The following is a 25,873-nucleotide window of genomic DNA, read 5'->3' on the forward strand; positions in this document are numbered from 1 at the left end:
TATTTTTTGTATTTATTTACAATTGAGATGATTTTCCAAACCAGGATAATTATTGTTTGTTCTTTCGACGAATGCAGTAGATAAATTCTAAGCTGATTTGAGAACATTAGCCAGTAATATCAGTTTTGATTTATGTATATTTGATTTCATTTGGTAAATTTCTCATGACTTGAGAATTTTTGTGCTTCTTCAACAATAGATATAAAGCTATCACTTGCAGCTAAATCGCTCGACGAGCAAACGTGGCGAAAATTTTGAAATTTAGCTACATTCAACAGAATATCTGAAATAGTCTCCACAGTTGTGCCAGAATGCCAAGATGTCTATTAGACCTGCCTTGAAAATAGGGACTGGGGACTGGTGACTAGGAAAGAAATATTTTCATTCCTTCGTTGTGAATTGTGTTCATGGAGTCTCTTGCAAAAAACACTTTTGCACTCTTGTGGGAAAAGGGATACATGTTAAAGGGGAAAGGAAAATACCAAACCTTTCCCCCTTTCCCTTTTCCCGACTTCTGCAAGATGTCTATTGTTTGGAGAATAGGGCGTACAGACAAGGGTTAACCTTTATTTGTAGGGAGTGCAGCTAAAGAGATTTTGATATCATTGGTGTGTAATTTTTTACAAAATTTTTGAGATTACAAGAAAATAATTAGCGCCAACTATTAAAAAAATAAGTCAAAATAATTACTAAAATTTCAAATCATCTGTATAATTCAAAACTGTAGTCAGAAAGTGCTAGTGGAATCCTAAATAATTTGTTAAATCTTGCTAGAAGCTGTTGACAGTCAACACTCACCACTGATATTTTTCACAATTCCAATTAGGATTACTCAATTACTCGTAGGCGTAGCCCGTCGTAGACATCGCCAATTTCTCTAATCGCGAACATATCCTTAGGTACGGTTCCCCTGTAGAGAAATCCCCCCAACGATCGCTGCCTACCCAAGATGGGACGCGGTAAAGTGAATGTGTAGCTTAATAAAAGTAAATGCTACAAATTGCAAAGGTTGTTACGGGCTGGCATTAGTCACACACCACAAGAAGAATCCCAAGAACATAGGGAAAAATCATAAAAAATTCCGTTTTTGAAGCGATTGTATTATGCGTAAAAAACTACAACAAATCATCAAACCGCTACTAAAAACCTTCCTAGCCCTCAGCCTGGTGTTAACATTGGCTCTAGGTCACGCTGATGGCGCCTTAGCTGCTAGTGGCGGACGAATTGGCGGTGGCTCATTTAGAGTCCCATCTAGCCGTACCTATACACCGCGTACCTATGCACCTCCAGGCGGAGGCGGATATTATCCCGGTGGCGGATATTATCCTGGTGGTGGTTTTGGCTTTCCCTTCTTGATTCCTTTTTGGGGAATTGGAGGCGGATTTGGTGGTCTATTTGGCATTTTAATTTTTTTGGCGATCGGTAATTTCTTGTTACAAAGTTTCCGTCGTGCTGCTAGCGGTGAAACACAAGAAGCAGATTACAGCACTAGCTCTCCAGTTTCCGTGACTCGTTTGCAAGTCGGTTTATTAGCTCAGGCTCGTGATTTGCAAAATGAACTCAACCACATTGCTGAAACTGCTGATACCAACTCCCCAGAAGGAAGAGCAGAAATACTCCAAGAAGCTAGTTTAGCTTTACTCCGCCATCCAGAGTATTGGGTATATGCAGGTGGTGACACTCAACAAGCTAGATTAAATTCAGCTGAAGCTCAGTTCAACCGCTTATCACTAGCAGAACGCAGCAAGTTTAGCGAAGAAACTCTGACTAACGTCAACAACCAACTCAGAGCCGCCCTCGCCAAAGATGCTTTACCTCCAGCTGATGAAATCGACAACCCCACCCGTCTAATTACCGAAGGCCCTGGCGAATACATTATCGTCACCTTATTAGCGGCGACACTAGGCAAATCTGAAATTCCAAAAATTAACAGTTCTGATGATTTGCGTCAAGCCCTACGCCAAATTGGTAGTATCCCCAGCGACAGACTTCTAGCAATTGAAGTTCTTTGGACTCCCCAAGCTCAAGGCGATACTCTGACATCAGATGATGTATTGGCAAATTATTCTGATTTGAGATTGGTTTAATTTTTTGGAGTCAGAACTCAGAATTCAGGAGTAGAATCAGCGAAATAGGGCGGGCAAGACTTCGGCGTGAGCGCTCAGTCGAACGCTGCCCAGCCCACAAGGGTTTAAAACAGATGTAGAGACGTTGCATTGCAACGTCTCTATTTTGGTATGCAGGGTTTTTTGGTTTAACTTTTTCTCCAAGACGCTGCTAAAAGTTCGAGAATGACTCCATTTGTCCAACCGAAACCAACTTCGTTAGAACTATATCCGAAGCAAATTTCATCGGAAACGTTGGCAGAACAGCGTTCAACATCATATTTCTCAACTAAAGTGTTGTGACGCCCGAATTCCTTAACCACCATAGCGAGGAATTTGTTGGCAATGCGATCGCCTTCTGTATGATATCCATAGCGGTGAAGTCCTTGGACAGCAATTAACGTCAGCGGCGCCCAGCCAAAAGGGGCGTCCCACTGGTTCCCAGTGACACGAGTACTGGTAAAAATTCCACCTGGAGCTTCAAACAAAGAAAGATTTTCTACCACGCGTTTGGCTTGGGACGGCGAAGCAATTCCCAACCAGAGGGGATAGAATGTTGTGGCAAATTCATAACGACGGCGTTTGCCACTCTGGAAATGATAGTCCAGATAAAGCCCCTGTTCTTCATCCCAAAGACACTGGTCGATGCGTTCGCGGCGGATGTGTGCACGTTCGCGCCATTGTTGCACCAGTTCTTCGTTACCGAAAATTTCGTTGATTTGGGCTAAGTCTTGTTCCATCTGATACAGTAAACTGTTCAGGCACACAGGAGCGTAATGGAGAATATCAGCACTGAAGGGGCCAAATCGGTTAGTGATGTCAAAACCCGACTCGCGCATGGTACGATCGCCTTTATAAAATAGCCTAGTTAGTTCGTCCTTTTGGCGATCGTAGTAAAGATTGACATCATAATCCTCAACCTCAAAGGTTTGGTAGTACTCCTTAACCCGATCGTAGTGGCTTTTTCCCTGCTCATCTCGCTCCGAAAACAAAACTTCTGGTGCAGGGCCTTCGCCAAAAGCGTAAAATCTCGATAAACCCGTTGCAGCATTCAAGTGGGGCGGAACTACCCAGTAATAATAAAACTGTTCTAGTAGCGGTACAGTTGACCTGAGCCACTCTTCATCCTGGGTATGCTGGAATAGCGCCATCACCATCATACTGAGAACCGGCGGCTGCGATCGCGACAGCATGTAAGTCCGGTTGGAATTGAGGATAGTACCGTAATGCTGCACTTGGTAGAGTAATTGGTCTACTTGGCTTTGGGCTAATTCCAATTCGCCATCGTGCAAAAGTCCCAATAATATAAAGTAGCTGTCCCAACCATACATTTCGTTAAAGCGACCACCGGGGACGACATAAGGCCCTGGCAGGTATAATAATCCATGCTCTTGAATTGCCTCGGCTTCACTCGGCAAAGTGCGAATTTCAATTCTTTGCATATCTTTAGGAGATAGCGCCCGCTCTAACACACTTTGGACGTTAGGACAATCTTCTAAAGGTGAAATGTAGACAATCCAAGGAGTATTTGATGTGTGGTCTAGCTTGCTATCCTTGGCAGATTGTAATAAATGTTCGTGCGATCGCGTTAAGGTTTTCCAGGTTTTTTTGATATGGGATTGTACAGCGTCTATCTGCGCGGTGGTGAGTGTTAGTTGAGTAGTCATAATATCTTGTGGGGACTGGGGACTAGGGACTAGGGACTGGGGACTAGGGACTGGGGACTAGGGACAGTTTTCCTAATACCCAGTACCCAGTACCCAGTACCCAGTACCCGTTAACCACTTATTAAAAGAGCAACTGGAAAATGGGCGAGGGCGGATGCGATGGATAATGTTTGTTTGGTTTCTAACGGTTGTTCGGTTAAGACGTTTTTCCAAGATGAGGAAGTTCCGGAGGGTAATTGTAGGCGCGTATCTTTCCAGATTGACTCGCCTAAAGGATCTTCTCCAGGCTGAATGAGGCGAGTGAAAAAGCGGGGTGCGATGGCGATCGCTGTTTGATTCCCTAATTGTCGCGCAAAGGCAATAATATGATTGGCATGAGTTCCGTGAATTTCTAACGGCAGATAATTTCCGTCTTGGAATAATGAGAGATAATCTTTTCTGGCTTTGAGTAATTGCGCCGTTAAAAACAGTTTAATTCTACCGTCGGTTTTGTATTTGAGCAACTCTTGAATCAATTCCAAAATATCGGTTTTGATTTGCTCTTTTATGGCGCTTAAATAACTCCGTCGTAAGTCAAAATCCACGGGACGGCGGTTATCTGGATCGACTAAACTTAATTCCCAAAGTTCCGTTCCTTGATAAAAATCAGGTACGCCGGGTGCGATAGTCTTGAGTAAAATTTGGGAAAGGGAATTGAACATTCCGTAATAGGCAACTCGCTGTTGAAAAGGATGAAAGGCTTCAAGAAATTCCCCAGAAGTTGCAGGATTCAACACTTTTTCTACAAAGGAAGTGCAAGCTTCTTCATATTCGCTATCAGGCCGTAACCATGCAGTATGCACTTTCGCTTCTCGAATTGATTTAATAATGTATTCCTTCACCCGTTCTACGAAAGATTCGTGTTCTTCTTGGGCAAAGGGAAAGGCACCGATTAGGGTTTGATAGAGAAAATACTCATCATTGCGATCGGGCATAGCAAATCCGTGGCGAATCTGGTGATGTCCTTGATTATAATGACTCCAGATGTTTACTTTTTCTTCCCATTCTTCTGGCAATTCCGACAATACATTTAACCTTGCTCGCACGTCTTCACCGCGTTTGGTGTCGTGGGTGGCTGTGGTGTTCATGGTGTGAGGCCATGTTGCTTGGTGCTTTTGGTTAAAGCTGTGGAAGTCACCTACAGAAATGCCAAAATGGCTGGGATTTCCTCCTACTTCATTGAGTGATATCAGGCGATTGTAAACATATAATGTTGTGTCTTCTACACCTTTGGCCATAAGGGGGCCGCTGTATTGCTGCATTCGTAAGACAAAATATATCCACTGTTCCCGTTCTGTTTGCGAAAGAGAATTATCAAATTCTAGCAGCATCAATTTTTCAATAAAATTTAACTCATGCTGCAATAAAGGTGCTTGTTCTTTCGCTTGACTAATTACGTCTTGAATGGTGAGTTTATCGGTTTCCCCAATTCCATCGGGAGTAATATAAGTACGGTAAATTGGGAACAGTGTTAAAATTTCCGCGATCGCTCTTTTAAGTCCATTGATGGTAAAGTCATTACCATAGCGATATTTGCTGGAAATATTTTTTAACAGTATGGCTAAATTGTCTATATCACCTGCTAAGTTTTTTTCTAGAATTAGCTGCTTTTTCTCCTTTACTAAAGATGCATAATCTACTTTATTACTAATAAAAGCATGGTAAATTTTATCAAACCAAAACTCTATGTCAGTTTGACAAAATACACCATTTACATAATTCAAAAAGTCATATCCAGAAGTACCTTGTATTTCCCAACTTTCTGGCAAATCTTCCGTCAGTTCTAAAATTTTCTCAACGGTGATGTAAACATCTGGAGCTTTTTCTTGCAGCCGTTCAAGGTACTGTTTTGGGTTATAAAGTCCATCTATGTGGTCAATGCGTAAACCTGTAAATTTACCTTCATCAACGAGCTTTTGAATCAGACTATGAGTGTTATTAAAAACTCGCAATTCTTCAATTTTTACAGAAATCAATTCATTGACAGTAAAGAACCGTCGATAGTTCATTTCTTCCGCACCGACTTTCCAGAAGGCGAGACGATAAAATTGGTCATTGAGTAGATCGTCTAGCAGATTAAAGCTTTCGGAATTACCCGGTTCGCCGTTAAAAGTTTGGAGGTTTTCGTCAATGAACTCATGAATTAAATCGTTTGTGTTATAGAGTTCCCAAACTAATCCTTTGATAAATGCAATTTGGTCTTGTCGCTGTTTACCCGCAACTTCTGAAGGTACATTTTTGAGAATGTAGAGAATCCCCAATAACTTAATAAAATCGGGATGATTGCGGCCTAGCGTGCGCGTAAGTTTGCCGAGATTGTAGGTGAGAAATTTTGTGTAAGACTCTAACCGCAACGGTAGTTTTAAACTGTAATAGTTAACAGTTAAACCGTTTTGTTCGTATTGCAGTTGAATGTGTCCATTTTCTAAAGATACACCATAGAAATCTCCTAGCAGAGGAGCGAGAATTCGTTGCTGGCGATCGCCAAATGGTACATTCCAAGAAAGGTCAAAGTAATCAGTATAGCTGGAATCTGGCCCGTGTTCCAAGATATCCATTAAATACTCATTTTCGCTACTATAGGCCATGTGGTTGGGCACAATATCTTGTAACCAACCCATTTCCAGAGATTGTATTTCACTAATTAATGCATCAAAAGATTCATTAGTTCCCAGTTCTGGGTTAAGTTGAGTCGGATCTACTATATCGTAGCCGTGGGTACTACCAGACCGCGCCTTAAATATCGGCGAAGCATATAAATCCGAAATGCCTAAATCAGAAAGATAAGCAGCGATGGCTTTTGCATTTTCAAAGCCAAACTGAGGTGTAAACTGAATTCGATAAGTTGCTCTTGGAATTCGCATATTTGTTTTTCGTGGGAATGATGAATGTTGACTATTGACTGAAGAGTTGGGAGTTAGGAATTAGGAGTTAGGAGTTGGGAGTTGGGAGTTAAGAGTTGGGAGTTATATCGTGTCCGGTTAAAGACTTATCATTAAGATGGCAGGGGAGCAGGGGAGCAGGGGGAAAGAGGGTTTCCTGGTTTTTGCACAGATGCACCGAATTATAACTAATTAGGCGGACATGATATTATAAGTCGAAAGTTGAGAGTTTGAGGTTTTCAAGCTTAACAGTGAACCTCTGAGCTTCAACGTTGAACCTTTAGGCTAAAACTTGAAATTCTAACTCTCCCCACTCGTAACTTTTAACTCCTAACTCCTAACTCATAACTCCTAACTCCCAATTCCTAACTCTTAAACTCCCTACTCTCTTTCATACAGTACTAAACTAATGGGTTGTAATTTAATTTCTTCTTCCACAGAGAGATATTCAGGGGCTTGGGAACCAGGGCCAGACCATGAGGTGTCTGCTGAATCTAATAGTTTGTGAGCTTTGTTTTGAATTGGCAAAGTTATCGTTACCGGAGAGGAGTTGAAATTCAATACAAAGATTAATTCACTTGTTTCACACCAACGACGAACTATAACTATTTGCTTGTCTTCATCGCTAGTCGCTTGGATAGAATTGCGGTCTTGGTTGAGAAGTGCTGGGTGGGTTTTGCGTAAATTAATTAATTGACGATACCAATTCCACAAAACTTTGTGGTTACCTTCTTGGTGTAATTCCCAGTTAAGTTTACACTTTAAAAATGTTTCGGCGGATTCGGGATCTGGGGGATCGTCTTCATAGTGAAATGGTTCAAATTCTTCTTTGCGTCCGGCTCTAACCGCTTGAATTAAATCTGGGTCGGAGTGACTAACAAAGTAAATGAAAGGTGCGGGTTCGCCGTATTCTTCTCCCATGAATAATAACGGCAAATTAGGTGATAGTAACACAGCACCAGCGGCTAGTTTTAATCCTTCAAAAGAGATGCGCGCTGTGAGGCGTTCGCCTTTCATTTGGTTGCCGATTTGGTCGTGATTTTGGCTGCAAACTAAAAACTGCCATAAAGGACGATCGCGGCAAGATACGCCATGATATCGTTGGCGATCGACTGAGTATTTCCAATCATAAACAAAAGTATCTTGATAAGCTTTTGCTAAATCGGCAAATGTGCCAAAATCCTGATAATATCCTTGGCGATCGCCTGTTAAAAGTGTATGCAATGCATGGTGAAAATCATCACTCCATTGAGCATCGAGTCCATATCCACCCAATTCCGCCGGACGAATGATTCGCGGATTATTTAAATCGCTTTCCGCAATTAAATGGCGTTTCCATCTTTGCCCTTGTTGGGAAAAATGATGAACTGCTTCTGCTAATTCCCACAAAAAATGCTTTGCTCCCAAGTCATAAATTGCTTGAATTGCATCTAAGCGCAATGCATCAATATGAAATTCGCCCAACCAATAAACGGCATTTTGGATAAAATAATTTCGCACGCCCATACTCAGGGCATCATCGAAATTCATCGCATTGCCCCACGGCGTTTTATAGGTTCGGGTAAAGTAGGGCGCAAACTGACCCATATAATTACCTTCTGGGCCAAAGTGGTTGTACACCACATCCAGCACCACAGCAATACCGTTTTCGTGGCAAGCATTCACCAATTGCTTCAAATCTGCTGGGCTACCGTAGGAATTTTGTACGGCATAGGGGTAAACGCCATCATAGCCCCAGTTACGGTATGCTAAAGCAGGCTCAATATGGGTATCTCCGGGAAACTGGGAAATGGGCATGATTTCAATAGCATTAATTCCCAGTTCGCGTAGTTCCGGTAGGCGGGGAATAATGGCGGCAAAAGTGCCTTCAGGGGTGAATGTCCCCACATGAAGTTCATAGAAAATCATCGATTCCACAGGAATACCAGACCATCCTTCGTCAGTCCACTCAAACTGAGGATCTATGATTTGAGATGGGCCATGCACGCCTTCTGGTTGATACCGTGACGCCGGGTCAGGAAAAGCATTTTCCTCGTTCAGCACATACTTATAAAGCGTACCTGGATAGACATCATTCACCTTCGTTTGCCAGTATCCCTCTGCTTGAGGCTTAAGCGCAATTACTTGCGGTTCTGGCGTCAAAATTTGCACAGCAACGCTATCTAACGTTGGAGACCAAACTGTAAATTCACACTCTCCGTTCCCCAAATAATTTGCACCAATTCTCACGCAGATTCACCTCTTCAATAATGTTTTGTGCTGGATTTTGGCGTCAAAGTAATTTCATGTTGTTACACTATCTTTACAAACGCGCCAAATAGGATCATGGTGGTTTTACCAGACTTTTTACTAGTATCGAAGGGCTGAATTTATTACTATAAAACTCTGTCTAATGATTAATATTAGTGACTCTGCCTGAGTTGTAATGCTAAATGGAACAGGGAACAGGGAAACAGAGAATATTAAGAAATAACCTGAGAAAATCAGTTCCGGGACACAAAGATAAATTTGCTGTATTATTCTCTTTGTGTCTCTATATTCCCCACAGCCATCGATTCCTACGACTTGCAGCTGCCATCAACACAGTATGCTGATTCATAAGTACTAGAACGCTTGCCAAAGATAGTGTAACGGTTATCGCGGATTTGTTCGTAAAAGCGTAGACGCGAAGCGGCTTGTCGTAAGACATCGCCTGCCCACTTCACCCCCGGTAACGCCCGGTAAGCGTCTACAAATATACTTCCTAATGGCAATAAGCGCCCAATTTCTTCAGCTGCATTACTACCTTGCCAACGTCTTTGAGGCTCATTACCATCAATTAAAATCATTCCCTGTTCGCAATCTTGGGCTGTAATTCCCCACTGCAAAACTTTCTGTTCATCTTGCATAGGAGCGTATTGAAACAGCTTTCCCTGGTCTAAGGTTTCTAACAATTGTACTAAGGTAACGCAGAGATTACAATTCCCGTCGTAGATTACGTAGTAAGTCATGGAAATAAAGGTCAGTTTGTAATGATATTTTTAAACTAACATTTTTTAATATGTTCATTTATTTTTGAATTTTGAATTGTTAATGGCTTTGGCTGACTCAGTTTTTTAGTAATTGGGGAAGCGATCGCTACTTAGCCATATCGCTATTCACCAACAGTTAAAAATTAATATACCCTGGGATAGAAGGAAGAACTATACGTAAACAATTAGGATGCCTGTGATCCTCAGAAATTGAATCTATTTATACATATGCAGTGGCTTAAACCAGAAAGTCAGGAGATTTTTTCCATGCAAAAAATTCTATTAATTTTAAAGAATGCCTTTCGTTCAAGCTTCTTGATTGTTAGCTTGATGATTTTCATCAGCTTGTCAGGTGCGTTCATTTTCACCCAGCAAGCTAGTTATGCAACTACTCTTGAAGAATTGAAGCTCATACCTCCAGAGTATAAACCAACTCCAGAAGAAAAAATTAACCGCGCTAACGAATACGATCCAGGTGTTGGTGCTCAAGAAGAAGCACGACAAGAGGCTTACAATCAAGCAGTAAAAGATTCTCAAAACCTTGGAACTATAGAAAAAGCTTACGAAAGAAATTTAAAGGCTGAAGGAAATTCTGAGCCTAATTTACTTGATAAAGCTGGAGAGATAGTTGAAAAGGTGACAGGTAAGTAAAAATAGTAGCAAAAGTGGGAGACAATAACAATTTATATATTTATATACTGTTTTGTCTCTTCCTCATTTCTAAATCATTTATCCAAAAAGAGAATCTCGGTATATTGGAGATACTCTATTTTTGAGATATTTAATTACGAATATCCAATTTATTGTTACTCAAATTCATCAATTGTGTCAGGAGGATTAGGCTTTGCGTACTTGGCAATCTTGTGTTCGTACCACTTCATTAAAGGAGTTGCACTAATTCCATGTACAATCACAGAAACCACAATAGTAGTGTAAGTTATCCAAGAAATTTGTTCTGCTACTTCGCCTTCTAAGCCTTTCCCAAAGGCATAGGCAAGATAATATAAAGAGCCAACACCGCGAATGCCAAACCAACCGAATAACAAACGTGTCCCTGGGTTCAAGGTGCGGCGGTGAGAATATATAGGACGTTTTCCTATTGTACTAATCCAGACTCCTAAAGGCCGGATGATTACAAATAACAAAAAGATTACTAACAAAGATTGAGCAGCATAATTTAACATGGGCTTGACTAATAATATCGACCCCAATATCAAAATTGTCCCGATTTCTAAAAGCTTTTCCATTCGCTCAATAAATTCTAATTGTTCTAGTGGTTTATCAGGATTTCTGTAACTGCGTTGAACCACTAACCCAGCAACAAATACTGCTAAGAATCCATAACCATTAACAATTTCTGTTAAAGAATAAGTTAATAGAATTGTAGCGATCGCCAGAAAATCTTCCATCAACTCATCAACCTGACGACGTTTTTGAATTTTTTGATCTAACCAAACTATTACTTTAGCTACAACAAATCCCATGACAATGGCAGCAGCGATCGCCCAAATTAAATCAACTAAAACCCACTGCTTAAACCAGCTGCCCCAGTTATCATTTTTGAGAGCATAAATTCCAAAATAAACAAACGGAAAAGCTAAAGCATCATTTAATCCACCTTCAGAAGTTAAACCAAAACGTAACTCATCTTTATCCTTGATATCAGTCAATTGAACTTCCGAAGCTAATACTGGATCGGTTGGAGCGAGAATTGCTCCTAATAAAATTGCCTCTCCCCAATTCATACCTAAAAAGAATTTACCCACAGCAGCTAAAGCAAAAATTGAAATTGGCATTAACAATCCAATTAGTCTGGCTGTAATTCCCCAAATTTCTAGCTTTAGAGGGCGAACAATTCTTAAACCGCAGCTAAACACGGAAATAATTACTACGAATTCTGTGATTTTTTCTAGTAATTCCGCATTGAACACTTCATCTCGACGTAGTTGAATCAGTCCAAAGCCATAAGGTCCTAAAAAAATACCAACAATTAGATAGATAATCGCAAAGGAAAGAGGTAATCGAGAAATCCAACCTGACCCTAAGGTGACCGTTAGTAAAAGTAAACCAATTATAAATAGGTCAATAATATAGATATCTACCATATGGGAAAGTATATAAAACTTAAGCGTTACTTTGTAAGCTTAGTTGCAATAGCTTCTAATTAGAAATCACCTGTAGGTAGATTTTAGGAAAAAATGTATTAGAGATACAGGAGATTTTAGTTGTGTGAAATACACAACGATTCGTCTCAAAATCAGCTATTAAACCTGTTTTACTCCTCAATTCTGATTCATGAATCCTAAATTTTGCTGTAATTAAGTAGATTCAGCACAAATTACGAAATTAAGCAAAGCCAAACTGAATATTTAAAATATCAGTACTCACTCCATAGGTTAGGCTACTAAGCAAGTCTGCCCGAATTTAACTAACTCAATCAAGTAAATAAATGCCATGAATGAGGAATTCTACAATAGGGGATTAGAAAAGGCTAAGCGAAAAGACTACGCCGGAGCAATTGAGGAATTTAACCATGCTTTACAATTAACACCTTATTTTACTGAAGCTTATTTGCAAAGGGGTTTAGCATACTATGACTCAGGAGCATTGCTAAAAGCTGTTTCAGATTATACTGAGGCTCTGAAACTCAATCCTGAGAGTGTAGAAGCGTATTATTGTCGTGCATTAGCAAGGCTGGCGCTAAAAAATTTGCCGGGAGCCTTGGAAGACGTTGAACGCGCTATTCGTTTCAATCTCAATTATGCTCCTGCTTATCAACTGCGGGGGATGGTGCGGCGCAAACAGGGTTATATTCAAGATGCGATCGCTAACTTTAAAAAAGCTGCTACGTTATATCTAGAGCAGCAAGACAAAGACAATTGTCGCCTGTGTCTGGAACAAATTAAACAGCTACAACCCCAAGAATTACCTGCTGTACAACCATCCCATTCTGCAAATGTGCCGATTTTATCCACAAAAGAATATTTCACGCAGTTATTAGAAAAGGCTGAAAAAGGAGATACCCAAGAAGCACTAGCAGATTTAAACTGGGTATTAAAAGCCGATCCGCAAGATGCCCAAGCTTACTGCTGTCGTGGCGTTGTCCGCTGTAAAATGGGCAATTATCGAGAAGCGATCGCAGATTTTAATCAAGCATTGCGGCTAAACTTTCAAGATGCCATTGTCTATCGCAACCGAGGCAAAGCACGTTCTATCTTAGGAGATCATACTGGAGCGATCGCAGATCTTAGTCAAGCAATCCAAATGCAACCAGAAGATGCCTTAGTCTATGTTGCCAGAGGTAATGCCTACCGGGCAATGGGCAACTATCTCGGTGCAATTCAAGATTACAGCCAAGCGCTGCAAATCAATCCTGACGATCCTCAAGCTTATTACAATCGCGGCATTGCCTATTCTTGCATCGAAGAAATGCAAAATGCTGTGGAGAATTATCAACGCGCCGCGAGTATTTTTTGCGAACAAGAAGACTGGGGAAATTATCAACAAGTCTTAAGCAGCCTAGAAAAAATCCAAAAATTTAGTCCGCAGTTTAAAAAGCAAAATTATAACCTGCTACGTCAGCGACTTTTGCGAATGGTGGGGGGATATTGGGAAATCGCCGAACGATTAATTGAGCAAAAGCAGGATTATTATCCTGGGATGTCAGATGAATGGTATTTACAAAAAGTCATTGAGGATTTAGAACGCGATCGTGGTATGTAGAAGATAAATGCTACTATACACATAAATTCACCCGTATAACTATACGGGTGAAAATGCTAGCGATCGGTCGTTATTGTCCAAGAAAAGTAAAAGCACCTAAAATTAACAAAGTTTCAAAGTTTAGTTAGATTGTGCGGGTTTTACGGCGACGACGCAATCCAAACATGCTAACTGCTCCCACCGCAAACATTGACAAAGTAACAGATGGTTCTGGAACGGTAGCACCGATTAAGTCTTTAACATTGGCTTCACCGACATCAAGAACAACGATAACATCATTAAAGTCACGGTCAGAGCCTTCGTTCCACTTACCAGTTGCAGAATCTATCCCAGAAGCGTGTAAACCACCGTATAAATCCTCGAATGCCAGAATGATGTAGTTGTTGTATGCATAAGCAACTGTGTGCTGTAGTCCATCAGCATTAGAGGCAGTGTCTGTACCAAAGATATTAGCAGAGCTACCACGGTTCACACCATCAGCTCTTAACCAGAAATCTAGTTGAGTACCTGCGGTAAACTTACCAAGATTTACCCCATCGCCCAGTTTGAGTGCATTACCACCCCAAGCACCAACGCATCCGTTTCCTTCACAAGAAATATCGTTAAAAACTAACCCCGACTTATTAGTAGTTCCTGCGGCATCGAAGGCTAACTGGTTTCTATAACCAGCACCTTCATTGATAAAGTAAACAGAAACATTGTGGTCGTATTTTAGGTTTAATTTATTCGGGTCTAATTTAAACTGACCGCTGTTTGGAATTTCAATGCCTTCTGCTTGAACAAATTGTTGGAAAGGAGTGTCATTAAAACCAGTTTGAGACTTATTAAGTACTGTTGGTTGAGTCCAAGAATCATTCCAAGTAAAACCAGAAGCAGATGCAGTTTCTACTTTAGATACTAATCCAGTCAATGTAGCTGTAGCAGCGATTAAAGCGGTGAATAAAGTACGTTTCATAACAGAGTCATTAAGTAGGGAAAACAATTTAGATAATGCTCTTTTGAGCAGCTATCTCTCTTATGTTGTCTCTTACTTCTAACAGCTATGATTCTCGAAAGTCAATCTTATTTTTGCGCTTTGTTCCTATATTCAAATAGCTCTTTATTTAAAGTATTTTTACTGAAAAAATACTATTATTAATTCGGTAATACACTGTTATTAGCACTGAGGGTTTAAACTTATATATGATGAAAATTTGATGATAAGTTTATATGTTTTATGAAAACAAGATGTAGAAATTATAGAGTCAAAGGTTAAAACCTAAATCTCTAGCGATTTTCATTGGAACGAAGTACATAGGTAGAGTAGCAACGTCATACGCATCTAGTTCAGCCTTGCTCGATGGAATTCGCGGGTATACAAACAAAGTTTATCTCCGTACTTACGTTGAGAAACTTAGCAGTCCATCAAATTAACAAAATCTGAGTAAATAAGTTTGTACTCAGAAGTTTAGTCTTTGTTTGAAGCACTCAAGTACTGATTACACACGACACTTTCGTTAACTTGAAGTAATCTACTTTGATTTTTCAACTTACTTTGCTCCCGTTAGGGAGTAGAGAATCAGCCTTTTCAAGCTGAGGGGGAGCTTTTCACGCGATCGAACAGGAGTCCTATAGTAGTCTTTAAAAGGGAATAAGGAACAGGTAATACTTCTGTTCTCTACGAGAAGCTCCGAGTAGCTTGCTTCCCCATACAGCTAGGACAAGCGGTAATTGAGCGCAGTGGAAACTCAGTGCAACGCAGGCAACAGTTTAAGACGCGATAATTAAAATTAAGGTATTTGTATAATGACGCATTAAAACTTCGTCGGTTGCACCATCTCGTTTCAAAGCAAGATTTTTCCATAAATAATGGTGAGCCAATATTGGGGGCTAGTTCTTCTTCTGTTCCCCTAACCCCAAGCCTTGTTCGCGCAGCCTTCCCGCAGGGTAGGGCTTGGTCAATAGACCTTTTGCAAGAGGTGGGAAAAGGTTAAAGGGAAAAGGGAAAATACCAAACCTTTCCCCCTTTTCCCGACTTCTGCAAGAAGTCTAATATGCACTGGGGTAGGGTCAGAATCTGGAAGGTATGCCAAGGATGGAAGACAATTTATGGGGTTGTGGTTAAAGATGACGGTCTTTGCTTGGACTTGATGAATATATTTTAAGGTTAAAATAATCAAGCTTTTCCAGAGCTACATCACCCCCCTCACAGATAGAATTTATATATGAACCTTACACAAGAAAAACTAAAAGTTCAGTTTGAGCAGGCTTTAGTCGCGGCTTTTGGCACTGACTTCGTTGGAATAGATCCTATTTTGGTTGCTGCTAGTAATCCTAAATTTGGTGATTATCAGGCAAATGTGGCTTTATCACTGAGTAAAAAGTTAGGAAAGCAACCAAGGTTAATTGCATCTGCCATAGTTGAGAAATTAGATGTATCCCAAATCTGCGAACCGCCAGAAGTTGCAGGGCCGGGATTTATTAATCTGAAACTGAAAACAGCATACTTGGAAGCACAACTGAATGCGATTCAGAGAGATCCCAGGCTAGGAATTCCAACGGCGAAGACGCCACAGCGGGAAATTGTGGATTTTTCTAGTCCGAATATTGCTAAAGATATGCACGTTGGACACTTGCGTTCTACAATCATCGGTGATGCGATCGCTCGCGTTCTCGAATTTCAAGGACACGATCTCCTGCGGTTAAATCACGTCGGTGATTGGGGTACGCAATTTGGTATGTTAATTGCTTATCTGCGGGAAGTGTACCCCGAAGCTTTAACTACTGCGAATGCTTTAGATATCGGCGATTTAGTCACTTTTTACCGCCAAGCCAAACAGCGGTTTGATGCTGATGAAGCTTTTCAAGAAACAGCACGCCAAGAAGTCGTCAGATTACAAGCAGGTGCCCCAGATACACTCCATGCTTGGAAATTACTGTGCGAACAATCACGCCAAGAGTTTCAATTAATTTATGATTTGTTGGATATCAAGTTAATTGAACGCGGCGAATCTTTCTACAATCCCTTGTTAGCAGGAGTTGTGGAAGATTTAGAAAAATCTGGATTACTTGTAGAAAACCAGGGGGCAAAATGTGTTTTTCTGGAAGGCTTTACAAATAGAGAAGGCGAACCTTTACCTTTAATTGTCCAAAAATCAGACGGCGGTTATAACTACGCCACTACAGATTTAGCATCCCTCCGCTACCGGATTCAGCAGGATGAAGCAAAGCGGATAATTTATGTAACAGATGCTGGACAAGCAAACCATTTTGCTCAGGTTTTCCAGGTAGCACGCAAAGCTGGATGGATTCCCGATGATGTGGAATTAGTGCATGTGCCCTTTGGGTTGGTACTTGGGGAAGATGGTAAGAAATTCAAAACTCGTTCTGGCGATACCGTGCGGTTGCGGGATTTGTTAGATGAAGCGATCGCTCGTTCCTATACAGACCTCAAAGCAAGATTACAAGAAGAAGAACGCGAAGAAACTGAAGAATTTATTAATGAAGTTGCCAAGGTAGTTGGAATTAGTGCAGTTAAGTATGCAGATTTAAGCCAAAACCGCACCAGTAACTATGTTTTCAGTTACGACAAAATGCTAGATCTTAAAGGTAATACTGCGCCCTACATGCTATATGCTTATGCCCGGATTCAAGGGATTAGCCGCAAGGGTGAAATTAACTTTCAGGATTTAGGAAATAATGCCGTAATCTTAGAGCATGAAACCGAATTAGCGCTGGCAAAATATTTACTTCAACTCGATGAAGTTATTAATACTTTAGAGCAAGATTTATTGCCTCATCGTTTATGTGAATATTTGTATGAACTGAGTAAAAAATTTAATCAGTTTTATGACCGCGATCGAGGAGTTCGGGTACTGGATGCCGAAGAACCACAGCGAACATCCCGCTTGGTTTTGTGTGATTTGACAGCTAGAACCCTAAAGTTGGGATTATCTTTGTTGGGAATTCAGGTATTAGAAAGGATGTAATATAGCAATCTTATCAAACAAGGGAATAGGGAACAGGCAACGGGCAACAGTTTTCTGTTCCCTATTCCCGCTTTTGGGGAGTAAGAGATAATTTATTAGCTTAAATAACCATCAAAAAAATAAATTATGCAGTACCAATTACCAGCTTTGAAATAGTGACAGAAGAGGGTTCTGTGAATTTTCCTGAAGTGTAGATCAAAAGTACTCTACAAAGCACCATTGAAAATTTGATTAGCAGTCAGGTTTAAATCTGGAAAAGTAGGGGATATAATACGTTCTAAATTCCTAAATTGAGCAACTTGATATTCTTCATCAACTAAATGATAAATAGAAATAGTTGGTTGTTTGGGGTTACCAATAAACTTTCTGGCTCCTAGAGATGCATAATCAACGATCCAATATTCAGGAATTTTCATGGCTTCTCTTCGAGACGCTACGCGAACATAATTCCCTAATTTGGTGTAATAATCATCTTCCCAGTTTGTACTTACAACTTCAATGACCAAAGGAATGGATTCACTTTGAGTCACGGTAGACTCTTTTTCCCACAATTCCTCATTTTGCAAATTAGCATCGTTGATTAATACGATATCTGGCAAGTAACCCGATAATTTTCTCGGTGGTTTTACTAAAGCTGTTTTGGGAATAAAGTATGGCAGTTTCAATCGCTTATATTCAACGGTAATTTCTCCTGCTAAAAATCCCGTCACTTTTTCATGCTTTCCACTCGGTTGAGACATTTCTACAATTATCCCATCGTGTAATTCGTAACGTTTTCCAGTGTTTTCTGGCAGCCATGCAATAAATTCTTCAAAAGTCAATAGTTTGGGTAAAGCTTGAGCCATATCAAAACCTCCGCTTGTTTTGACTTTACCATTGCCAGTGTCGGGACTCATCAATTTAGCATTAATACTAATCTGCGTTCTAAAACGTAATTTTTAATTAGGACATTTACCAGATGCAGCAGATTTTATGGGTAGGAATTGGTTGTAAACGGGGAACTTCATGGCAATTAATTGATTTGGCAATTGAGAAAGTATTTGAAGAAAATCAACTTTGCCAAAGTGCGATCGCGGGTATTGCTACTATCAATACTAAAGCCTCGGAAGTTGGCTTAGTAGAATTTTGTAATCTACGCAATTTGCCCCTAAAGACTTTTTCTGCCGAAGTTCTTCGCTGTGTCTGGGTTCCCAACCCCAGCACAATTACCAACCAAGAAGTAGGTACACCTAGTGTAGCAGAGGCGGCGGCTATTGTTGCAGCTACTCAACTCAACTTTTTATTCACTGATTCTCTCTCTATTAGCGCAGAACAATTGCGGGTAAAACTGTTAGTTTCCAAACAAATTTTTCCATTAAAAGGGCAATCAGGAGCAGTAACGCTAGCTGTTGCCCAAACTGCTTTCTTTGATTGACTTTTCTATTCAACAACTCTCAAAAGATAGTTAATAATGCTAGAAACAATTGCTAGCACTATTGAACCAAAAAAAGCAGGTAAAAAACCCTTAATTTCAAATCCAGAACCCGGAGTTAGGGCACTTGCTAGCCAAAGTGTTAAAGCATTAATTACTAATGTAAATAAACCAAAAGTGAGCAACGTAATTGGAAAAGTTAAAATCCGCAAAATCGGTCTAATAAATGCATTAACTAGACCAATAACAATAGCAGCAACTAAGGCAGCTACAAAGCTCTTGATAATGAATCCCGGAACAATATTAGCAGTAATAAATAACGCCACCGCAGTACCGAGCCAAGTTAATAAAAAGTGTCGCATAAGCTTTTTTAGAAGAATTAACCCTAAGTTAGGAGTCAGAATTCAGAATGGGCTACGCCCCGCCGCGCTAACAGAATTCAGTAACGGAACCGGAGAAACTCCGCCTCCGATCGGAATTAGAATAGCCTCCTGCTGGCATCGAGAAATACTTTATAATGCCAGTATCTTTATCGTATTCCACGATGTACCTAGTCAACTACCCAGTAATAATGCGATCGCATACAGCTTCAGTTGACAATTTGATTCCAAGACAAAAAGGACAAGGAAGAATTTACTCCCTCATCCCCCTCATTTAAAAAGTTGAATAATTATGATTTCGAGTTCCCTAACGGCGCAAAAGAATTTCCCAGGTAGCCCCGCCAGCTACGCCGTCAGGTTCTAAACCATAACGCTTTTGTAAAGCTTTGACAGCAGCCTCGGTTGTCGCGCCAAAGTCTCCATCTACATCGCCTTTTAAGTAACCAAGCTTTTTGAGCTGTTGTTGCAATTTGACGACTTCGGAACCACGTAAACCTACACGCAAAATTGGTAATCCTTCTGAGGTGTATTGAATACCAGGAGTTCGCTTAGTATTTGTATTTGACTGATTTCGGGTAGTTGACTGGGTTCGAGTAGTTGATGTAGTGCGATTCGGCGTTTTTTGAGCTTGTCTAGGGTTAGCAGGCCTGGGTTCAGGACTGGTAGCAGTTTGTGTTGCAGCTTTTTTTGGTGGTTTGGGACTGGTAGTAGCTTGTGTTGCAGCTTTCTTGGGCGGTTTGGGGTTTGTAGTAGCTTGTGTTGAAGCTTTCTTTGGTGGATTGGGCTTGGTGGGAACTGGGGTGACAGCCTGTCTTGGTGGGTTGGGATTGGGATTTCCAACGTTGGTGAGGCTACTAGCCTGAGTTGGAACGGGAAAATTTGTCGCTGAGTTAAATCTTTGTCCAGATGCTGGAACTGTCGATCCTACTACCGATTCTCTAGGAAACAGTCTTTGCCATGTGGTGGCATCAACGATGCCATCTGGATTTAAGCCAGCTGCTTGTTTAAATCGAGAAACAGCAGTAGCTGTGTTTTCACTATATATACCGTCTACTTCGCCAGAGTAAAAACCCAAAAGTCTCAAAGCTGCTTGAAGTTCAGATACGCGTTCGCCTTGGCTACCAACTTTCAGCGTCGGACGGCTGATACTATCTGCGGGGTTTACTTGGGCTATTTTTTGTGGGGCTGCAATTGATACTAGAGCAGAAGAAGCAATGAACAGAGGTGTAGTGGAGAACAGGAGTATTTGAGTTGCTGATAAAGACTTAGATCTCTTTGTCCACCAACCCTTTTGCCGTTTTTCCATTTTACAGCGATTTACAGTTGGATCTAGTAATTTTAAGTAACTCAAAATACTTGCTGTCAGGCTGCGTTGCATGGAATTTACTCCCAGAATATTCTGATGCTAATGGTACAGCCGCTTGGTGTAAAAAACAGCTGTTGCATAAAGCGATGTCTGCCTTGAAAAGTTTGAACCAAAGACAACCTCCGTTGCAACTTTTCGCGGTGACGGGCTACGCCTGATGCACATCATCTACCTTATGCGATCGCTCCATTGATTGCTGCTTCTTGGCCAACTAAAGATACATAAGGTTCTTTTAAATACTTGGAAGCGGTGGCGATCGCTTCTTGGGCATCCACAGCCGCAATCAGTTTTTGGAACTTGATGTCAAAATCAATTCCTAACCCCAAAGTCTCATACCAACCGTATATCTGAGCAATTTGGCCGTTCGTTTGTTTACCCAAAGCGTACTGTCCCAGAATTTTGTTTTTAGCAGCTTGCAGGGCGCTTGGTGATATTTCGCTGGTAGATAATAAATCTACTTCTGTACGCAATCCTTCTAAGGCTGTGTTGGTGTTTTCTGGTGCTGTACCCATATAAACTACAAACGATGCTGGGTATAGCCTAGTTGAGTAAAAAGCAGACACCTCGTAAGCTAAACCTCGTTTTTCCCGCAATTCGACAAACAAGCGACTAGAAAGCCCATTTCCCAAGTAGGTACACAGCAACTTCAGCGGGGCATAGTTAGGAGAACTCACTGATGTGCCCATATAGCCAAGCATCACGATTGATTGTTGCGTCTGTTGTGGCTTTAGCGTTACCTGTGGTTCCACTCTAATTTCAGGTAAATTGAGTGTTGGCACTGCTGCTGCTGGAACTTGCCAATCACCAAAAATATCTGTCACCAATGCTACTGCGTCTGTGGGTGTGACTCGCCCAGCAATACTAATTACCAGATTATCGGGACGGAAATAAGTTTGATGATACTGCACTAAGTCCGCACGAGTTAAGCGGCTCATGGTTGTTTCATCTCCTAATACCGACATACCATAGGGATGATTTTGGTACATTACCTGCCGCAATTGTTCAAAGGCCACAGTGAAGGGTTGCTCTTTTTGCGAACGAATATCTTGTAGTGCTAGACGCCGTTCTAGTTCCACTTGGACTTCGGGAAAAGTAGGCGATCGCAAAAGCCGCCCTGCCAATGTTAAAATTTCGGCAAAATCCGATGTTACCGTCTTGAAAGATAGCAAAAAATAATCAGAGGTCGCATCTGCACTCAAACTCGCCCCCACAGACTCGACTTTTTCAGCAATTTCTAAGCTAGAAAGTCCATCGCATCCCTTTGTCATTACTGCTGATAGCAAATGTGCCAACCCTGCTTGTTCTTGGTTTTCGTTACAACTACCAGCACGCACAAAAATTCGCGCCGCAATTATGTCCGCAGCCGGGTTTTCTGCCACTAGCACGACAATGCCATTGTTTAATACAGTGCGATGGATAGGCGATTTTTGCAGCAAGGTTGTCATTTGTTATTTGTCCTTTGTCATTGGGCATTGAGCATGGGGCATTGGGTACTTGTACTGAGCGTACCCCTACGGGGAAGCAAGCTACGCGTAGCGTCTCGTAGAGAAGCCGAAGTATTGGGCATTGGGCATTGGGCATTGGGCATGGGGAAATAAGTTTGAGCGTTGAGGTTTTGAATTGGAACGTTGAGGTTTTGAACTCCAACTTTCAGTTTTAAATCTCCCTTATCCTCTTCCATGCCCCATGCCCTATGCCCCATACTTAACACGGTTTAAGCACGGTAACCGCATATTTTTGCGGCGAGAGATACTGTTTAGCTAATTTTTGCAGTTCTTGGGCATCAAAAGACTGAATCTCCTGAGGATAGGTCACAGCTAATTCGGCTTGGGCAATTGTATTGTAGTATCCGTAAAGTCCTGTGAGTTGATTTGGCGTTTCAGTGGAAAAGGCATACTCGTTACATAGTAGTCTGCGCGATCGCGCGAGTTCCTGTTGACTAATTTCCTGAGTCTGTAATTTATCTAAACAATCGCAAATCAATGCCTCTACTTTTTCTACGTTTTCTGGTTCCAACCAGGCAGTAATTGTAAATAAACTCGATTCCCGTTGCAAAGAAAAATTACTACAAATTCCCTGTACCAATTGCAAATCTTCCCGCAAATCGCGTACTAAACGCGAAGTCCGCCCTTCTGCTAATAACACGGACAACAAATCTAACCCATAGGCAGTGTGGATTTCTTCTACTCCCGGTACAAGCCACGCCATTAACAATCGCGCTTGCTCCATGCGTGGTAAATATAGTTCTTGACGACGAATTTCTGTTATTATTGGCTGTGCAACTTTTTCAAACTGGGGACAATGAGAAGGTTCGCCAAAATCACTAAATGAACGATTTATTAATTCCCAAGCTGGCTGTTGGGCTATGCCCCCTGCAATTACCACCGTCATATTTTCCGGTTGGTAGTGGGCACGGTGAAAGCAGCGCATTGCTTCTGGTGACTGCTGCATCAGTTCTTGCTCAGTACCCAGTACAGAACGTCCGTAAGGGTGACGCCCATAAATACTGCTAACTAAAGCTTGGAATCCTATCCAGTCAGAATCATCATTGCACGAACGGATTTCCTCTAATACTACGTCCCGTTCGCGGCTAAATTCATCATCTGGAATTGCCGCATTCAGCAGTAATTCTCCCAAGTGCGGCAGAGTCTCTTGCAAATAAGGCGCAGCTGTGGTGAGTGAATAGTGAGCGTAATCATAGCTTGTTGCGGCATTACTGACGCCTCCCCGGTTTTCGACCTTGTGGTCGAACATTCCGGGAGGTAGCGTTGCGGTACCTTTAAAAATCATGTGTTCTAAAAAGTGCGCCATCCCAAACCAAGGTTCTGGCTCTAGGCTTGTTCCAGCACGCACCCAAACATCCGCCACGACTACAGGGGTAGTGGGAATTTCTTGATGAATAAACGTTAAGCCACTGTCTAGTCGGAAGACCGAGGCTGGAAACACTGTATTAGTTATTTGTTGTGACAATTTTTTGTAGCTTTAACCACAATTTCATTCAATTGTGCGATTTTACCGCTGAATGTCACCTAAATTAGAATCATGTTATACAGATTTTGTTTTTATTAGCAGGTATTCCCGAATTGAAGTAAAGACCACAGCGTTGCTTGCCTAAGGCTTATTACATCGAAAGTAAAACCGCTATAAGTGATTTTTTTGATGAATAAAATATAGGCAAAAGCTTTAATTTGCGTGGGTTTCAATTTTTTGATTTCTAGTTTTAAATTTCTGATTTTTGATATAAGTTTTACTAATTTAAATTAAATAATTAAAGCTCCCAAATTCTAACTGAGTTTGGGAGCTAATAATTTTGAGTTCACCGCGACGCCGTTTTACCTAAGTTTATGACCTGGTTAAACCAGGTGGGAATCTAAATTTCTCGTTTAAAGTTTCCGGGTACATGCCCGGTCTACTGCCACGAGAACGCTTGACTCCCTTTTCTTTAAAGGCATAGATCAAAAAACTTGATGGCAGTCACCAACGTCGTAGTGCAACTAACTCATTATAGCTTTCAAAAAGATGTTGTGTGTTCAACATCAAAAGTTTCTCAAAAATTTAGTTGGATACCAGATAGATTCTATAGTCTGGGCAACAGCCATCGCTTGTTTTCGACTTTGATTGTCTAGCAAAACGGTGACATGTCCCAACTTCCGCCCAGGACGCGATTGAGTTTTCCCATACCAGTGGACGTGCGCTTGGGGAATCTCTGCTATTTGTTGACGCTGGCTTTGGTAATCGCTGTCAGAATTTTCATACCCCAACAAATTCACCATCACAGCGCCAGCACGCTGTAAACCAGGATTTCCCAAGGGTAAACCACAAACTGCCCTTAGCTGTTGTTCAAACTGGGAAGTTTCACACGCGTCAAGGGAAAAATGTCCAGAATTGTGAGTACGGGGAGCAATTTCATTTACCAGCACTTTACTATCAGCAGTCAGAAATAGCTCAATCCCAAAGACTCCTACTACTTGCAGGCTATTTAATAGAGTATGTGCGATCGCTTCTATTTCTGCTACTAGATCTGGCAAAATCTCAGCTGGCGCAATTACCCGCCGACACACTTGTTGTTCTTGTTGGGTTTCTACCACCGGATAGGTGACAATTTCTCCATCTACAGAACGAGATGCTATGACTGCTAGTTCTCTTTCAAAAGGTACAAATTCCTCTAACAAAAAAAGCGATTGATTTGCAGTTTTTGTTATGGTTTCATAACTTAACTTTTCTTCTAAAGCAGCGAAGTCTTTAATTATGAAAGTACCCTGACCATCATAACCGTGGCGTCGGGATTTAAGAACTAGAGGAAAACCTAGATATTCTATTTTAGATTTGAGATTTTCTGTGCGATCGACGGCGAAAAATTGCGGAACTGGTAAACCTAAATCGCTTAAATAGCGGCGCTGATGATATTTATCTAAAAGAGGAGTTAATGCTTCTAATCTTGGACGGAAACAAACCCCTTGCTTTTCTAAAACAGATAAAGCATCTAAGTTAACAAATTCATTTTCAAAGGTGATGACATCGCATTTTTTCGCTAACATTTCTGTAGCACTGGCGTCATCTACCGCGGCGAAAACAATTTCTTGAGCAATTGACACCGCCGGATCGCCAAGGCTTGGAGTTTGTACTACTAATTCTACTCCTAGCTTCTGTGCTGCATCTGCCATCATCCAGGCAAGTTGTCCGCCACCAATTACACCTACACGTTTCATTAACATCCCAGAGAATCACGAGTTTGCACGCCTGTTTTCGAGTTCACACCACCAGCTTTTGCACACAGTTCTTTGATTTGTGCTTTATCCAAAATTGCATCTGTAAAATCTGCACCGTCTATATTCACATCATTAAAGATGGCGCGGAGCAAAAGGGCTTCTTTAAGAACTGCATCGCTCAAATCAGCCTTAGTCAAGTTTACCTGATCGACCATTGCATTCGTTAAATCGGCTGCGTGGAGATTTGCTTGTGTCATCACTGAAGCACTCAATACTGCTCCCCGCAAGTCAGCGTTTGTAAAATTAGCCAATTCCATATTGGCGTTAGAGAACTCCGCAGCTTGTAAACTTTGACCAGAAAAATCACGTCTTGACAACTCTGCATTACTAAATGACAGTGGATGAGTCCAGTCCACCGCCAGTGCAGGATGAGCCAAACACCAGACAATAATCCCCACAAGTAACGCCAATCCTTGCCGCCAAAACTTATCCTGAGCCAATTTGGTGTATAATTGCTGCATTGTAACCTTACCTAATGTTGACTGTTGACTGTTTACCGTTAACAGCCTAAGTAATTTAGACTAGCGATCGTGCTGCTAAATTTGGGGAATC

The 25,873-nt window shown here is 41.3% G+C and carries 19 protein-coding genes and 1 other RNA gene; 5 read left to right on the forward strand and 15 right to left on the reverse strand.

Going from position 1 to position 25,873, the window contains the following annotated elements:
* Positions 1-1,103: 1,103 nt before the first annotated feature.
* A complete protein-coding gene (locus H6H03_RS00655; RefSeq protein WP_190953158.1) occupies positions 1,104-2,087 on the forward strand; it encodes a DUF1517 domain-containing protein in 984 nt (327 codons plus the stop codon).
* Between the two features lie 167 nt (positions 2,088-2,254).
* Here H6H03_RS00655 and H6H03_RS00660 read toward each other — a convergent pair whose 3' ends face one another.
* The 4 genes from H6H03_RS00660 to H6H03_RS00675 all read right to left on the reverse strand — a co-directional run bounded on the left by H6H03_RS00660 (position 2,255) and on the right by H6H03_RS00675 (position 9,683).
* The gene (locus H6H03_RS00660; RefSeq protein ID WP_190953159.1) at positions 2,255-3,772 is read right to left on the reverse strand and encodes a trehalase family glycosidase; all 1,518 of its coding nucleotides are present in this window, start codon (positions 3,770-3,772) and stop codon (positions 2,255-2,257) included.
* 110 nt (positions 3,773-3,882) lie between these two features.
* Positions 3,883-6,675 carry a malto-oligosyltrehalose synthase gene (gene treY, locus H6H03_RS00665; protein ID WP_190953160.1) on the reverse strand — a complete coding sequence of 931 codons (2,793 nt, stop codon included), beginning with the start codon at positions 6,673-6,675 and terminating at the stop codon, positions 3,883-3,885.
* Positions 6,676-7,074: 399 nt separating this feature from the next.
* Positions 7,075-8,922, reverse strand: coding sequence for a malto-oligosyltrehalose trehalohydrolase (gene treZ, locus H6H03_RS00670; RefSeq protein WP_190953161.1), 1,848 nt, complete (start codon positions 8,920-8,922; stop codon positions 7,075-7,077).
* A 329-nt stretch (positions 8,923-9,251) separates the two neighbouring features.
* On the reverse strand, positions 9,252-9,683 hold the full coding sequence (locus H6H03_RS00675; RefSeq protein WP_190953162.1) for a thiol-disulfide oxidoreductase DCC family protein: 432 nt from the start codon (positions 9,681-9,683) through the stop codon (positions 9,252-9,254).
* Between the two features lie 288 nt (positions 9,684-9,971).
* Here H6H03_RS00675 and H6H03_RS00680 point away from each other — a divergent pair, with 288 nt between their 5' ends.
* Entirely contained in the window at positions 9,972-10,355 is a 384-nt protein-coding gene (locus tag H6H03_RS00680) for a hypothetical protein (protein WP_190953163.1), read from the forward strand.
* A 155-nt stretch (positions 10,356-10,510) separates the two neighbouring features.
* On the opposite strand, the gene H6H03_RS00685 is transcribed toward H6H03_RS00680, so the two are convergent.
* On the reverse strand, positions 10,511-11,809 hold the full coding sequence (locus H6H03_RS00685) for a cation:proton antiporter (RefSeq protein WP_190953164.1): 1,299 nt from the start codon (positions 11,807-11,809) through the stop codon (positions 10,511-10,513).
* 349 nt (positions 11,810-12,158) lie between these two features.
* Between H6H03_RS00685 and H6H03_RS00690 the strand changes: the two genes are divergently transcribed.
* Positions 12,159-13,427, forward strand: a complete 1,269-nt coding sequence (locus H6H03_RS00690) for a tetratricopeptide repeat protein (protein ID WP_190953165.1) — start codon at positions 12,159-12,161, stop codon at positions 13,425-13,427.
* A 124-nt stretch (positions 13,428-13,551) separates the two neighbouring features.
* Here the strand turns inward: H6H03_RS00690 and H6H03_RS00695 are convergent, their stop codons facing one another.
* A complete protein-coding gene (locus H6H03_RS00695; protein ID WP_190953166.1) occupies positions 13,552-14,382 on the reverse strand; it encodes a DUF4114 domain-containing protein in 831 nt (276 codons plus the stop codon).
* 1,249 nt (positions 14,383-15,631) lie between these two features.
* Here H6H03_RS00695 and argS point away from each other — a divergent pair.
* On the forward strand, positions 15,632-17,395 hold the full coding sequence (argS, locus tag H6H03_RS00700; protein WP_190953167.1) for an arginine--tRNA ligase: 1,764 nt from the start codon (positions 15,632-15,634) through the stop codon (positions 17,393-17,395).
* 206 nt (positions 17,396-17,601) lie between these two features.
* Here argS and H6H03_RS00705 read toward each other — a convergent pair whose 3' ends face one another.
* Positions 17,602-18,240, reverse strand: coding sequence for a Uma2 family endonuclease (locus H6H03_RS00705; RefSeq protein WP_190953543.1), 639 nt, complete (start codon positions 18,238-18,240; stop codon positions 17,602-17,604).
* A 113-nt stretch (positions 18,241-18,353) separates the two neighbouring features.
* On the opposite strand from H6H03_RS00705, the gene H6H03_RS00710 reads away from it, so the two are divergent.
* Positions 18,354-18,809 carry a cobalamin biosynthesis protein gene (locus H6H03_RS00710; protein ID WP_190953168.1) on the forward strand — a complete coding sequence of 152 codons (456 nt, stop codon included), beginning with the start codon at positions 18,354-18,356 and terminating at the stop codon, positions 18,807-18,809.
* Positions 18,810-18,814: 5 nt separating this feature from the next.
* Here H6H03_RS00710 and H6H03_RS00715 read toward each other — a convergent pair whose 3' ends face one another.
* The 8 genes from H6H03_RS00715 to H6H03_RS00750 all read right to left on the reverse strand — a co-directional run bounded on the left by H6H03_RS00715 (position 18,815) and on the right by H6H03_RS00750 (position 25,782).
* Positions 18,815-19,168, reverse strand: a complete 354-nt coding sequence (locus H6H03_RS00715) for a phage holin family protein (protein WP_190953169.1) — start codon at positions 19,166-19,168, stop codon at positions 18,815-18,817.
* 325 nt (positions 19,169-19,493) lie between these two features.
* Positions 19,494-20,564: a peptidoglycan-binding domain-containing protein gene (locus H6H03_RS00720; RefSeq protein ID WP_390841548.1), complete on the reverse strand. Its 1,071-nt coding sequence runs from the start codon at positions 20,562-20,564 to the stop codon at positions 19,494-19,496.
* Positions 20,565-20,725: 161 nt separating this feature from the next.
* A complete protein-coding gene (locus H6H03_RS00725) occupies positions 20,726-21,997 on the reverse strand; it encodes a M16 family metallopeptidase (RefSeq protein ID WP_190953170.1) in 1,272 nt (423 codons plus the stop codon).
* 17 nt (positions 21,998-22,014) lie between these two features.
* Positions 22,015-22,254 (reverse strand): hypothetical protein, encoded by a 240-nt coding sequence (locus tag H6H03_RS00730; protein ID WP_190953171.1) that lies wholly within the window; start codon positions 22,252-22,254, stop codon positions 22,015-22,017.
* A gap of 2 nt (positions 22,255-22,256) precedes the next feature.
* Positions 22,257-23,498 carry a M16 family metallopeptidase gene (locus tag H6H03_RS00735; protein ID WP_190953545.1) on the reverse strand — a complete coding sequence of 414 codons (1,242 nt, stop codon included), beginning with the start codon at positions 23,496-23,498 and terminating at the stop codon, positions 22,257-22,259.
* A gap of 366 nt (positions 23,499-23,864) precedes the next feature.
* A non-coding RNA gene (ssrS, locus tag H6H03_RS00740) (6S RNA) lies at positions 23,865-24,047 on the reverse strand.
* Positions 24,048-24,088: 41 nt separating this feature from the next.
* Complete coding sequence (locus H6H03_RS00745; RefSeq protein ID WP_190953172.1) at positions 24,089-25,261, reverse strand: 5-(carboxyamino)imidazole ribonucleotide synthase; 1,173 nt, start codon at positions 25,259-25,261, stop codon at positions 24,089-24,091.
* Positions 25,261-25,782 (reverse strand): pentapeptide repeat-containing protein, encoded by a 522-nt coding sequence (locus H6H03_RS00750; RefSeq protein ID WP_190953173.1) that lies wholly within the window; start codon positions 25,780-25,782, stop codon positions 25,261-25,263. Before H6H03_RS00750 ends, H6H03_RS00745 begins: the two co-directional genes overlap by 1 nt.
* Positions 25,783-25,873: the final 91 nt, after the last annotated feature.

This window comes from Nostoc paludosum FACHB-159, from assembly GCF_014698835.1.
Taxonomy (GTDB): domain Bacteria; phylum Cyanobacteriota; class Cyanobacteriia; order Cyanobacteriales; family Nostocaceae; genus Nostoc; species Nostoc paludosum.

Bases quoted from the DNA above. Each gene is read 5' to 3' on its own strand.
- H6H03_RS00655 (WP_190953158.1), top strand. From the start codon at position 1,104: ATGCGTAAAAAACTACAACAAATCATCAAACCGCTACTAAAAACCTTC.
- H6H03_RS00720 (WP_390841548.1), bottom strand. From the start codon at position 20,564: ATGCAACGCAGCCTGACAGCAAGTATTTTGAGTTACTTAAAATTACTA.
- H6H03_RS00715 (WP_190953169.1), bottom strand. From the start codon at position 19,168: ATGCGACACTTTTTATTAACTTGGCTCGGTACTGCGGTGGCGTTATTT.
- H6H03_RS00660 (WP_190953159.1), bottom strand. From the start codon at position 3,772: ATGACTACTCAACTAACACTCACCACCGCGCAGATAGACGCTGTACAA.
- H6H03_RS00685 (WP_190953164.1), bottom strand. From the start codon at position 11,809: ATGGTAGATATCTATATTATTGACCTATTTATAATTGGTTTACTTTTA.
- H6H03_RS00680 (WP_190953163.1), top strand. From the start codon at position 9,972: ATGCAAAAAATTCTATTAATTTTAAAGAATGCCTTTCGTTCAAGCTTC.
- H6H03_RS00730 (WP_190953171.1), bottom strand. From the start codon at position 22,254: ATGGGGCATAGGGCATGGGGCATGGAAGAGGATAAGGGAGATTTAAAA.
- H6H03_RS00690 (WP_190953165.1), top strand. From the start codon at position 12,159: ATGAATGAGGAATTCTACAATAGGGGATTAGAAAAGGCTAAGCGAAAA.
- H6H03_RS00745 (WP_190953172.1), bottom strand. From the start codon at position 25,261: ATGAAACGTGTAGGTGTAATTGGTGGCGGACAACTTGCCTGGATGATG.
- H6H03_RS00710 (WP_190953168.1), top strand. From the start codon at position 18,354: ATGCAGCAGATTTTATGGGTAGGAATTGGTTGTAAACGGGGAACTTCA.
- H6H03_RS00750 (WP_190953173.1), bottom strand. From the start codon at position 25,782: ATGCAGCAATTATACACCAAATTGGCTCAGGATAAGTTTTGGCGGCAA.
- H6H03_RS00695 (WP_190953166.1), bottom strand. From the start codon at position 14,382: ATGAAACGTACTTTATTCACCGCTTTAATCGCTGCTACAGCTACATTG.
- H6H03_RS00725 (WP_190953170.1), bottom strand. From the start codon at position 21,997: ATGACAACCTTGCTGCAAAAATCGCCTATCCATCGCACTGTATTAAAC.
- H6H03_RS00675 (WP_190953162.1), bottom strand. From the start codon at position 9,683: ATGACTTACTACGTAATCTACGACGGGAATTGTAATCTCTGCGTTACC.
- H6H03_RS00705 (WP_190953543.1), bottom strand. From the start codon at position 18,240: ATGGCTCAAGCTTTACCCAAACTATTGACTTTTGAAGAATTTATTGCA.
- argS (WP_190953167.1), top strand. From the start codon at position 15,632: ATGAACCTTACACAAGAAAAACTAAAAGTTCAGTTTGAGCAGGCTTTA.
- treY (WP_190953160.1), bottom strand. From the start codon at position 6,675: ATGCGAATTCCAAGAGCAACTTATCGAATTCAGTTTACACCTCAGTTT.